This window comes from Klebsiella sp. HMSC16C06, assembly GCF_001808325.1.
Classification (GTDB): Bacteria; Pseudomonadota; Gammaproteobacteria; order Enterobacterales; family Enterobacteriaceae; genus Klebsiella; species Klebsiella variicola.
The window spans coordinates 13,175-25,497 of the sequence record NZ_KV792990.1 but is presented as its reverse complement, the minus strand read 5'-3'; the positions used below and the strand labels follow the sequence as shown (position 1 = coordinate 25,497).

Annotated in this window: 6 protein-coding genes and 3 pseudogenes; 4 read left to right on the top strand and 5 right to left on the bottom strand. The window is 57.9% G+C overall.

Annotated elements, in window-relative coordinates; genetic code table 11:
- Nucleotides 1-66 precede the first annotated feature (66 nt).
- Entirely contained in the window at nt 67-1,443 is a 1,377-nt protein-coding gene (locus HMPREF3142_RS07495; RefSeq protein WP_012542372.1) for a glycoside hydrolase family 1 protein, read from the top strand.
- A 67-nt stretch (nt 1,444-1,510) separates the two neighbouring features.
- A complete protein-coding gene (locus HMPREF3142_RS07490) occupies nt 1,511-2,227 on the top strand; it encodes a GntR family transcriptional regulator (RefSeq protein ID WP_016160535.1) in 717 nt (238 codons plus the stop codon).
- Between the two features lie 147 nt (nt 2,228-2,374).
- Here HMPREF3142_RS07490 and ldtB read toward each other — a convergent pair whose 3' ends face one another.
- Nucleotides 2,375-3,289 carry a L,D-transpeptidase gene (gene ldtB, locus HMPREF3142_RS07485; protein ID WP_008805784.1) on the bottom strand — a complete coding sequence of 305 codons (915 nt, stop codon included), beginning with the start codon at nt 3,287-3,289 and terminating at the stop codon, nt 2,375-2,377.
- A gap of 200 nt (nt 3,290-3,489) precedes the next feature.
- Nucleotides 3,490-4,405, bottom strand: a pseudogene (locus HMPREF3142_RS07480) (tyrosine-protein phosphatase).
- A 48-nt stretch (nt 4,406-4,453) separates the two neighbouring features.
- Here HMPREF3142_RS07480 and HMPREF3142_RS07475 point away from each other — a divergent pair.
- Nucleotides 4,454-6,046: an ABC-F family ATPase gene (locus HMPREF3142_RS07475; RefSeq protein WP_008805786.1), complete on the top strand. Its 1,593-nt coding sequence runs from the start codon at nt 4,454-4,456 to the stop codon at nt 6,044-6,046.
- A gap of 376 nt (nt 6,047-6,422) precedes the next feature.
- Here the strand turns inward: HMPREF3142_RS07475 and HMPREF3142_RS07470 are convergent.
- Both HMPREF3142_RS07470 and HMPREF3142_RS07465 read right to left on the bottom strand, forming a co-directional pair.
- Nucleotides 6,423-8,456: pseudogene (locus HMPREF3142_RS07470) on the bottom strand (TIM-barrel domain-containing protein); the annotation flags it as partial.
- A gap of 1 nt (nt 8,457) precedes the next feature.
- A pseudogene (locus HMPREF3142_RS07465) lies at nt 8,458-9,609 on the bottom strand (MFS transporter); the annotation flags it as partial.
- 298 nt (nt 9,610-9,907) lie between these two features.
- Between HMPREF3142_RS07465 and HMPREF3142_RS07460 the strand changes: the two are divergent.
- Nucleotides 9,908-10,981: a LacI family DNA-binding transcriptional regulator gene (locus HMPREF3142_RS07460; RefSeq protein WP_049156753.1), complete on the top strand. Its 1,074-nt coding sequence runs from the start codon at nt 9,908-9,910 to the stop codon at nt 10,979-10,981.
- On the opposite strand, the gene HMPREF3142_RS07455 is transcribed toward HMPREF3142_RS07460, so the two are convergent.
- Complete coding sequence (locus tag HMPREF3142_RS07455; protein WP_008805790.1) at nt 10,978-12,243, bottom strand: DUF1479 domain-containing protein; 1,266 nt, start codon at nt 12,241-12,243, stop codon at nt 10,978-10,980. The two genes, HMPREF3142_RS07460 and HMPREF3142_RS07455, sit on opposite strands and share 4 nt — an antisense overlap.
- Nucleotides 12,244-12,323 lie beyond the last annotated feature (80 nt).

Below are 12,323 nucleotides of genomic sequence, written 5' to 3'. Positions count from 1 at the left end.
GTGGCGGATCTTTTGTATATGACTAGTCATTATAGTTAAATGACTAGTCATATACCGAGGCGCAGCATGAAGAACACACTACCGGCAGATTTTTTATGGGGTAATTCCGTCTCCAGCATGCAGACGGAGGGGGCGTGGAACGAGGGGGGCAAGGGGATGTCGGTGTACGATATTCGTCAACCGGCGGAATTCGCCTCGGACTGGAAGGTCGCGACCGACTCCTATCATCGCTTTCGCGAAGATTTCGATCTGATGCAGGATCTGGGCATGAACTGCTACCGCTTCCAGATCGCCTGGAGCCGGGTGTGCCCGGAAGGGGACGGCGAATTCAATGAAGAGGGGATCGCGTTCTACCATCAGTTTATCGATGAACTCATTGCCCGCGGTATTGAACCGATGATCTGCCTGTATCACTTTGATATGCCGCTGTCGCTGGCGGAGCGTTACAACGGTTTTACCGACCGCCGGGTCATGGACGCCTTTATCCGCTATGGCCAGAAGATGATCGACTGTTACGGCGATAAGGTGAAGTACTGGCTGACCTTCAATGAACAGAACCTCTACCATTCGCCGGAAGCCTTCCTGATCACCGGCTATTTGCGTGGCGATAAAACGCTGCGCGAACTCTACCAGATCCAGCACCACGTGATGATGGCGCATGTCCATCTGACCCACTATCTGCATCAGACGAAGCCGCAGTGCCTGATGGGCGGAATGCTGGCCCATGCGCTGGTCTATCCGGCTACCTGCAAACCACGCGATATTCTCTGCGCCCAGCAACTGGACGAGTTTTTAAACCAGAACCTGCTGCGCGCCTACGCCGGCGAGGGTTATAGCCCGGAAGTGATGCATTTTGTCGCTCGCCAAGGCTTTGACGATATTTATCGCCCTGAAGATATCGCGCTGATGGCGACGGTGAAGGTCGATTATCTTGCGTTCAGCTATTACGCCAGCCGTGCGCTCAATAGCGACGCGATCCCGCCGGGAACGGCGGTCAACAATTACATGCTATTCGGTAATCAGGATAACCCGTACCTGAAAGCGACGGAATGGAACTGGCAGATCGATCCGCTGGGATTTCGCATGATCATCACCCGCTATTACAATGACTGGCGGCTACCGGTGTTCCCGATTGAAAATGGTATCGGGGTGATCGAATCCTGGGATGGCGAACATCCCATTGCCGATGATTACCGCATCGCCTACCATCGCGACCATATTAACGCCATGAAAGCGGCGATATTTGAGGACGGCGCGCAGGTGATTGGCTATCTCGGCTGGGGATTAATCGATATCCTCAGCTCTCAGGGCGATATGCGTAAGCGCTACGGCGTGGTGTACGTCAATCGTGAGAACCATGACCTCAAGGATCTGCGGCGGGTGCCGAAGAAGAGCTATGCGTGGCTAAAGCAGGTGATCCACAGCAACGGCGAAGCGATGTAACAGTGTCCTGGCGGTCAGGTCAAGTATGCTGTCCGCCAGCCACACACAGAATGTAAAAGGACCGGGAATGACGGCGAAGTATCTGCAAATCGCGCGGGAAATAAAAAAACGCATCATCAGCCAGCAGTATCCTGCCAGCGCGCCGCTACCCGACCAGTTTGCGCTGGCGGCGGAGTTCAACACCAGCCGGATGACGATCCAGCAGGCGATGCGTCAGTTAATCGTCGAAGGGCTTATCTATACCCGCAAAGGACTGGGTACCTTTGTGCGGAAAAATTTTCTCCAGCTGTCGCAGTGGGAGTTGCCCGGCAGCGACTATTTTGGCGCCACCAAAACCTGGGAGCATCTTGGCGAGGTACAAAGCGAAGTGGTGCGCTTTGAGGTGCGTTTTCCCAGCGACAAAGAGCAGAGTTCGCTGCTGATTGACGCCGATGCGCCGGTGTATGACTTCGTTCGCCTGCGGTTGCTCAACGGGGAACCGGTGTCGCTGGATCTGACGGTCATGCCGGTGGGGCTAGTGCCGGGGCTCAATAAAAGCCATCTGGAAAGCTCGGTGTTTCGCTATATCCAGGAGACGCTGGGGCTGAAGCTGATGGGATCTTACCGCGTGGTGCGTGCGATGAAGCCGGATGAACTGGATAAATTACATCTTCACTGCGACCTCACCGACCCGGTGCTGGAGGTTGAACAGGTGATCTACCTCGAAGACGGTACGCCGCTGGAGTATGCCCACTGTCACTATCGCTACGATCACGGCGGGATTATTCTGGTGAATAACGGCTAGACCGGGGACCCCTGTTTGCGCAGCGCTTAGCAGGCCCAGGGTGTTGTCAGGTTTGGTAACCCAGGCAAGGCGTCAGCCGCAGCCCGGGGAAATGCAGATAAAAAAACGGCGGGCATCAGGCCCGCCGTTTTTCTTGTCATGCAGAACTTAGTTCAGACGCACCGGCATACCGGAGCGGTTCTGGATAGCCTGCTCAACCACGTTCTGATCGACATCAGACTGGCTGGTGATCGCCTGTACCGGCTGAGTCAGGGTGATCGGCACGATTTCGCCGCCCTGGAACTGCGCTTCGGTGGTCGACAGCGGGTTGTGAACCTCAATGTAACGGCTGCCGTCCGGCTCGGTGGTCGCTTTTACCGGCTCATCGATAAACTGCACGCGGGTGCCGACCGGCACATTCTCAAACAGGAATTTGATGTCATCGTTGCGCAGACGCACGCAGCCGTGGCTCACGCGCAGGCCAATACCAAAGTTAGCGTTGGTGCCGTGGATGGCGTACAGACGGCCAATATATAACGCGTACAGACCCATCGGGTTATCCGGACCGGCCGGTACGACGGCTGGCAGCGGGTTGCCGGCAGCGGCGTATTCAGCGTGCATCTTGGCGGTCGGCGTCCAGGTCGGGCCGGCCTTCTTGCGTTCGACTTTGGTGGTCCAGTTAATCGGCGTATCTTTACCTAACTGGCCGATACCGATCGGCAGAACGATCACGGTGTTGGTGCCTTTCGGATAGTAATACAGACGCATCTCGGCGCTGTTGATGACGATGCCTTCGTGGACGGTGTCCGGCAGGATCAGCTGCTGCGGGATGTTCAGGACGCTACCGCCTTTTGGCAGATAGGTGTCCACCCCCGGGTTGGCTTCCAGCATGTTGGACAGCCCCATCTGATATTTCGCCGCAAAGTATTCCAGCGGCTGCTTGTTATCATCCGGAATGGTGATGACCTGATTCTGACCAACCAAACGGCTGCCGTCGGTCGGCAAAGGATAGGTGACAGCAGACGCTGTATTGCAAAAGCCTACGAGGGCGAAGGCTGCCGCTAAGAGTGTAGATAATTTCATAGTCTTTAATGTCGTGTGCGAAATCAACGCCACACAGGCCTTTGTTAATGATTGAGACAGTAGATGGGAGCGCATTATATGTGCATTCCGCTAAACAGGTAAATCAGATGTGTACGAAATCACATTTTTTTCCCTGTCGCCTCGGCTGACGGGGCTGGCGGATGATGCAATCGCCGCCTCTCACGCGGGTGACAGGGAGCTTATCCTTCCAGTAACCGGTCCTGTAGCGAAGCGCGTGCCGGGGCGGTGAGCTGGTACTCTTCTGCCAGCCAGGCGTCGACCGTGCCATAGCGCTGGTGGATGGCTGACAGCGCGGCGGCGAGATAGGACTCTTTCACCGTCAGGATATCCGCCAGACTCTGGCGTCCCTGGGGCGTCAGGTCGTTGCCCAGCATCTCCAGCATCCAGGCTTCCACTTGTGTCAGCATGCCGTGGGTGAGCAGATACTCCTCCATGACCGTCTCGCTGTCGCATCCGACGGCAAACAGGGTTAACGCGCAGCCGACGCCGGTGCGATCTTTGCCGACGGCGCAGTGTTGCAGTAAAGCGCCTTCAAAAGGCGTGGTCAGCCAGGCGGCGAGCTGGCGATAGGCCGGGTTATTAAAGGGCAACTGGCGATACAGTTGCAGCATAAACTGCTCCCCGTTCAGCGCGTTAAGGGTGGCAGCATTCAGCTCGGTGACTTTCGCATTCACATCGCCGAGCGGCGGATTAGCGGGCGCGTTTAAATAGTGAGTGAGCGGGCTAAGCTTGTCAGGGGTGCGCTGCACTTCGCCGGGGTCGCGATAGTCGAGCACCCGACTGAGCGGCAGCGTCGCCAGATGGTTGAGATCGTCCGCCGTCAACCGATTTAGCGCGCCGGAGCGTAGCAGCTTGCCGCTGCGTACCGTGCGTCCGTCGGCGGCGCGCTGGCCGCCGAGGTCGCGAAAATTGATACCGCCCTGCAGGGATAAAAAAGCCGGGTGTCGCGGTAGGCTGGTGGTCATGGGGTTCCTCATAATGACGTACAGAATAACCGTTTGAGCCCTGGTCTGCGGCTCATCTGACAAAGACCTTAGCACAAGCGCCGCGGCGGAATTTACCGCAGGCCGTGAAAAGTGTGTCATTTGCTGGCATAATGTCTGTTGTGTCACACCCCTCATTCTCTTTTTTCAGGATATCCCCGTGCTAGTATCCAGCAACGTTACCATGCAGTTTGGCAGTAAGCCGCTGTTCGAAAATATCTCCGTTAAATTTGGCGGCGGCAACCGTTATGGTCTGATCGGCGCCAACGGCAGCGGTAAATCGACCTTTATGAAGATCCTCGGCGGCGATCTCGAGCCGACGCTGGGCAACGTTTCTCTCGACCCGAACGAGCGTATCGGTAAGCTGCGCCAGGATCAGTTCGCCTTCGAGGCATTCACCGTGCTGGATACGGTTATCATGGGCCACGGCGAGCTGTGGGAAGTGAAGCAAGAGCGCGATCGCATCTACGCGCTGCCCGAAATGAGCGAGGAAGACGGCTATAAAGTGGCCGACCTGGAAGTCAAATACGGCGAGATGGACGGTTACTCCGCCGAAGCGCGCGCCGGCGAACTGCTGCTCGGCGTCGGCATTCCGGTTGAACAGCATTACGGCCCGATGAGCGAAGTCGCGCCGGGCTGGAAACTGCGCGTCCTGCTGGCGCAGGCGCTGTTCTCCAATCCGGATATCCTGCTGCTCGACGAACCGACGAACAACCTGGACATCGACACCATCCGCTGGCTGGAGCAGACGCTGAACGATCGCGACAGCACCATGATCATCATCTCGCACGACCGTCACTTCCTGAACATGGTCTGCACCCACATGGCGGACCTCGACTACGGCGAGCTGCGCGTCTATCCGGGCAACTACGACGAATACATGACCGCGGCCACCCAGGCGCGTGAGCGTCTGCTGGCGGACAACGCCAAGAAAAAAGCGCAGATTGCGGACCTGCAGTCCTTCGTTAGCCGCTTCAGCGCCAACGCTTCTAAATCACGTCAGGCCACCTCGCGCGCGCGCCAGATTGACAAAATCAAGCTGGAAGAGGTTAAAGCCTCCAGCCGTCAGAACCCGTTTATCCGCTTCGAACAGGACAAGAAACTGTTCCGTAACGCGCTGGAAGTGGAAGCCCTTACCAAAGGCTTTGATGAAGGTCCGCTGTTCAAAAAGGTCAACCTGTTGCTGGAAGTGGGCGAGAAGATTGCCATTCTGGGCGCCAATGGCGTGGGTAAATCCACCATGCTGAAAACTCTGGTAGGCGAACTGCAGCCGGACAACGGCACCGTGAAATGGTCTGAAAACGCGCAAATTGGTTACTACGCGCAGGATCATGAGTACGAGTTCGAAAACGACCTGACGGTCTTCGAGTGGATGAGCCAGTGGAAGCAGGAAAGCGACGACGAGCAGGCGGTACGCAGTATCCTCGGCCGTCTGTTGTTTAGCCAGGACGATATCAAAAAGCCGGCGAAAGTCCTTTCTGGTGGTGAGAAAGGGCGCATGCTGTTCGGTAAGCTGATGATGCAGAAGCCAAACATCCTGATCATGGACGAACCGACCAACCACCTGGATATGGAATCGATCGAATCGCTGAACATGGCGCTGGAGATGTATCAGGGCACCCTGATCTTCGTTTCTCACGACCGCGAGTTCGTCAGCTCGCTGGCGACCCGCGTCCTGGAGATCACCCCAGAACGCGTGATCGATTTCAGCGGTAACTACGAAGACTACCTGCGCAGCAAAGGTATCGAGTAATCCCTGTCCGTTACCCGGGTAGCGGCTACGCCTTACCCGGGCTACGCCTGGCATGTGATCTGTAGGCCCGCGCAAGCGTAGCGCCGCCGGGCAATAACTGCGGGTAAAGAGCCACTTTCGCGCCGGATGGCGGCTGCGCCTTATCCGGCCTACGGTCCGTGCCATTGTGAGCTTAAGAGCGCTATCTTGTACCCATGGTTACTGAAACTGTCCGTTACCCGGGCTACCAAACCGCACAGTGCTGTAGCCCCGGTAAGCGGTAGCGCCACCGGGGATTTTGAGGCCACCCGTTTGTAGCCCGGATTAGCGTAGCGCAATCCGGGAACATCATTAAATCCAGGCCGGGCAAGGCGTAAGCCGCCGCCCGGCATATCACTTAGCGCCTCCACTCGGTCCCTTCAACGCCATTCACCAGCAGTTGCCGTTTTTCTCCCGCCGGTAATGACAGCTTCAGCGCTTTCCACGCCGGACGGTAGCTGCCGCGAGCGTTGATATTCAGGTTTATGCTGTTGGCGCTGCAGATCATTTCCCACTCCAGCCATAGCGCATCCCCCTCTTTATAGCCCCAGCTTTCGCCGTCGTCTTCAAACAGCAGACCGCGGGTTGAGCCGGTACCTTTCAGCGGGAACAACTGCAGTTCGCGACGATCGTCTTTTTGCGCATCGACGTGGCTAATACGTTCACTAAGCGGCAGACCGGCGCCGGCGCGGACCAGCAGCGGCAGTTTTTCCAGCGGCGCGTCCAGCGTCACCCACTGGCCGCCGGCGAACCACTGGTGGCTGTAAAAATCGTACCAGCCGTCCTGATTATCGGGCAGCCACAGCTGGCGTTGACGGGCGCCGGGCTCGACCACGCTGGCCACCAGCAGATCGCGACCCAGCAGGAAGTCATCACACTCGGCGAAAGTCTGGGTATCGTGCTGGTGATCGAGGAAGGTCGGGCGCAGCATCGGTTCGTCATCGGCATGCGCCTGCCATAACAGGGTGTACAAATAGGGCAGCAGACGGTAGCGCAGCTCGATGGCTGAGCGGATCGCCGGGGTGATTTCCGGGTACATCCAGGCTTCATTGACCGTCTGGTCGTCATTCCACGAATGAATGGTAAAGCGCGGATGCATCACGCCGTTTTGTACCCAGCGCACGAACAGCTCCGGCTCGGGTTTATCGCCGGAGAAACCGCCGACGTCGTGGCCGACGTTAAACAGCCCGGAAAGGCTCATGCCCAGCCCCATGCGGATGTTATAGCGCAGCGTATCCCAGTTGGTGCGGTTGTCGCCGCTCCAGGTCTGGACGTAGCGCTGCATCCCGGCGCAGCCGGAGCGGGAGATCAGATACGGGCGCTTTTGCGGCGCAAAGCGCTGCTGGGCTTCCATGGAGGCGCGCATCATCAGCAACGGCATCACCGGGCGAATATGTTTAATGGCGATTTCGCGGCCAAAGCCGTAGCAGCGCGCCTCGCCGTCCCACACCTCATACTCGTTATTATCGTTCCAGGTCGAATCGATACCCATCTCCAGTAGCTGGGTGGTCACGCCTTCCTGCCACCAGGCCACGGTGTGCGGGTTGGTGAAGTCGAGATGCGACCCTTCATCATCCCAGAAGCTGGAGCGCTCCGGCGCGTCGGTTTGCGAATCGCGAATAAAAAGACCGCGCTCCGCCACTTCGCCATAGCGCGGATGATCCTGCAGCAGGCAGGGTTTGATATTGGCGGCCAGCTTCAGCCCGGCATCATGGAACGACTGGCTCATCACTTTTGGCTGCGGCACCTTGTCGTAGTTCCAGTTAAAGACGTAGCGCTTGCCGTTGATCGAGGTATAGCCGGAAGAGAGCTGGAACGAGTCGCAAGGGATCGCGTGCTGCTCGCACAGGCGGATGAAGTTCATCAGCTGATTTTGCGCATCCGGCGCGTCGGTGTAGTGCATGGTGGAGCCGCTGTAGCCGAGGCTCCATTTTGGCCCGAACAAGGTTTTACCGGTCAGGCGGACGAAGGCTTTGGTCACATCCAGCACCTGTTTACCGGTAAACAGGTAATAATCGATATCGCCGGCCTCCGCCTGCCAGCGGCGATAGGCGGTGTGGTAGTTGTCGATTTCATTGCCCAGATCCAGCCAGCAGCTGCTCAGGTTGTCATAGAACAGGCCGTAGCTGATATCGCTGCGCTGCGTGATGGTAAACGGAATATGTTTATACAGCGGGTCGGTGCTGACGGCGTTGTAGCCCATGGCATCGAGGTTACGCATTTCGTAGCGTTTGCCGTTACGCTGCAGGTCGCCGGCTTTTTCACCCAGCCCGTAGAAACGTTCATCTTTGCGACGGCTAAGATAATGGGCGACGCCATCCCCGTGGGCGTTTGCCAGATAGGCGCTGGTTGGGCGGTCATTGGCGAGCGTCTGCCACTCACCGGCCTCGTCGCCACGCCGCGGAGCCGCGCATACCGTTGACCGTCGCCATTTGTCCCTTGTCGAAAGACTCCACCACCAGCGCGCTGAGCATGCAGGAGATGATCTGATGGCCGAAACCACCAATGGAGATCAGGATGATGGTGATATAGGGATCGCGAGTAATGGCGACCAGGGCCAGCGAGATCATCAGAAACGCGCCGGTTACCGAGCTGGCGATAACCGAGTTGACTCGCGTGCAGCCGAACCAGCGAACGTACAGGCGGGTGAGATAGCCGCTGACCACGCTGCCAAGATCGGCGGCGAGGAACGGCAGCCAGGCGAACATCGCGATCTGCTTCAGATCCATGCCGTGCTCTTTCGCCAGGTACAGCGGCACCCAGAAGCTCAGTACCGCCCAGGCAGGCTCGGCCATAAAGGCGGGGATGGCGATACCGTAGAAACGTTTATTCTTCGAGACGGTTTTGAGCGCGGTAAAGAAGGGCTGTTTCACCGGCGGGGCTTCGTTATCCTGCTTGATGTACTCCAGCTCGCTTTTGCTGAGGTTCGGGTGCTTTTCCGGGCTCTGATAGAAAGCCCACCACAGCACCACCCACAGCAGCGCCAGCGCGCCGGTAAACATAAACGCCCCCTGCCAGCCGAAGGAGGCGTGGGCGAAGTAGATAATCGGCGGGGCCAGCATTGCGCCGATAGAGAAGCCGACGCCAGCCCAGCCGGCGGCGATTGGCCGTTCAGATTTCGGGAACCACTCGCCGATGGTTTTGGCGTTCGCCGGCGTGGCGGCCGCCTCGGCGCCGCCCATAAAGAAGCGCAACATAGCCAGGTGCAGCCAGCTGCCAGCCCCGGCGTGGGCGATACAGGCCAGCGCCCACAGGGTAGCGCAGATCATAAACCCGAGCTTCAGGCCGATGACGTCGATAAGCCAGCCACAGAGCGGCTGGAAAATCGTGTAAGCCAGCTGAAACGCGCCGACGATCCAGGAATATTGTTCGGTGGTAATACCGAGCGTCGCTTTCAGTTCCGGGGCGATAATCCCCAGCGAGTTACGTGTGATGTAGTTGACGGTGACGCCGAGTAAAAACAGGACCAGCACCCACCAGCGCAGGTTTTTTACCACCCGGCGCGTTTTACTGACCGCGATATCATTGTTGAGGCCTTGACTCATAGCACACTCCACAAGACGTTGTAGGGGGAAAGTGACGGCCTCTTTCCCTGAGTGGTCACATAGTTTTTTTAACTATTTGAATAGTCTATTTTTTATCTCAACATCATTGGTATAACTAGTATGGGAGATGTTGGACCAATTCAGGCTAAGGGAGAAAAAACGTCGGGCAAAGTGCTATTTATGCAACTTTTTTCATGAAATGACCGAGATCTCAAATTTCGCTCTGTCATTTGCTTACAGGAAGCGCTTTGGCGATTATGAAAATTCTTTCATTTTCCAATCGGAGCTGGATCACAAAATGGATAAAAAGCTGCGCGTCGCCGAAATCGCCGCCCGCACCGGGCTGTCGGCCAGCACCGTTTCGCGCGTCCTGGCCGGAAAGGCGAATACCAGCGATAAGGCGCGCCGGGCGGTGCTGGAGTGCGCCCGCGAGCTGGGGGTCATGCAGGGACTGGCCGCCGGGCGTCTGCTGCTCAATAATCTGCTGGTGTTTGCTCCGCAGCGCGCCTTCGATGAGCGATCGGATATCTTCTACTACCGGGTGATCCAGAGCATCAATAACGCGCTGGCGGCGCATGAAGTGCGCCTGCGCTACTGCGCACTGGACGAGAACGACAGCGACGCCAATCTGTTTCTTGCCCGCATGAACGAAGCGGAGACCCAGGCCGCGGTGCTGCTGGGGATCGACGATCCGCATATTCATGGCCTGGCGGCGGATGTGGGCAAACCCTGCGTATTGATCAACTGTCGGGATGAAGGGATGCGGCTGCCGTCCATTGCCCCGGACCATCGTCTGATTGGCCAGTGCGCCGCCCGCTATCTGTTTGATATGGGCCATCGGGCGGTGATGAACGTGATGTGCCTGCGCCGCTATACCATGGAGCTGCGGCTGGGCGGGATCCAGGAAGCATGGCGCGCGCGCAATCTGCGCTTTACCGCCAGCCGGGATCTCATCAGCGTCGCCAACTTTAGCGCCAGAGAGACGGAAGAGCAGGTAGGGGCCTGGCTTGACGGCTTACAGGGGCGCCCGATGCCCAGCGCCTTCCTGGTGGGCGGCGATTTTATGGCCGCCGGCACCGTCAGCGCGCTGCAAAAACGAGGCCTGCGGGTGCCGCAGGATGTTTCGGTAATGAGTATCGACGGGTTTAATCTGGCGGCGATCCAGGAGGTGCCGTTGACCGCGGTGCATGTGCCGCGAGATGAGCTGGGCAGCGAGGCGGTGCATCTCCTGCAGCAGCGCCTGCTGCGCCCGGAGGCGCCGCACGGCTCGCTACTGTTGCACGGCACGCTGGTGGTACGTGATTCGGTACGGCGGATCCGGCCGGGCAAAGGCCATACCGCCGTGGAGCCGCAGGGGCTGTATGACGATTAAACCGGGATACCCAGCGCCCGTTTCCCGTGAATATTCAGATCTTCCAGGGTGAAGCGCCCCTGCCAGCTGGCCTCATAGTCCTCGCGCGGGAAATCCCCCGGCGAGGCCCCTTTTTCCAGAGCAATTTTCACTTTCTGCGCGTAGGCGAGGTTCTTTTCGCACATCGGCGCGGCCGGGATGTACATCACGTTGCCCCAGCCCTGTTGATTTTCCACCGGCGCCACTGAGTGAATAACATCGCAGTGCCACCAGACGGAATCGCCAGCGTTCAGCGCCGGAATCGAGCTTAACGCTTTAATTAAGAGTGGGTGCCATTGCTCAGAGATCGGCAGCACTCTGCCCGGCGCGACGCCGCACAGCTCATCTTCCGGCACATCGTCGAGCAGGGGGCGCAGCAGCACATAAGCCATCGCCTCCGGGATCGGCACCACGTGTAGCAGCCCCTGACCCGGGATCATGTCCGACAGCGCGGTCCAGCCCTGGAAGGTGCGGAACACCGAGCATTTGGTGGTGTTGTCGACGGTGTACTCTTCCACTTCGGTACGGTGCGCGGCGTCCCACGGATCGTAGGCGTCGATATTGCCATTAAAAACGTTGGCGAAAACCTGCTGATAGGCGGGAAGCAGCCAGCGCTCCAGCGCGCCAGAATCGGTATGCGCCCCCAGCCCCTTTGACGTGGTTCCCGGCGGGCGGCGGCGGATACGGTCAGGGTAAATCACGCTGACATCCGGATCGAACCAGCGCTTGCCATTCTGTTCAAAGCGCCACAGGCGATTGAGGAAGGATTGCACCGCCGCCATTTCATCACTCTGTCGCGCCTGCATTTGCGAGGGGGACCAGTAGATCGGATAGATTTCCGGACGCGAAGCCTCCAGCGAACCGAAGAAGCTGTCGCCAGGTCCTTTGTAAACATCATCGAAGTGGTTCAGATCGAGGTATTCCAGCATCGCGTTGTCCCAGGCCAGCGCCTGTTCGCGCGGGTAGTGTCCTTTGATCACTGCGCAGCCCCGGCGCTTAATCGCCGCGCGCTGCTCATCGCTCACTTTTCCTTCGGCGATATCGCTGAACGGGATCGTCGGCCAGACCTCCTGGCCTGTGGCTTTCAGGGCATTAATCTCGTCCAGGCGCTCGCTGATACGCGCTGAGAGTTTATCGAACACTGCCTGGACATCGCCAATTTGTGCCCGTAAGGCCTGTTTCATCTGGCGAATTGCCGCTTTGTGGTCGGCAGGTAATGTTTCGTGGGTCGGGAGAGCAGCCATAATAACCTCGCTGTATCTTTCATTCGAAAGTATTAAATCTTACAAACGTTAATTTAAGTTAAAATGGAGTTAATGCAAGT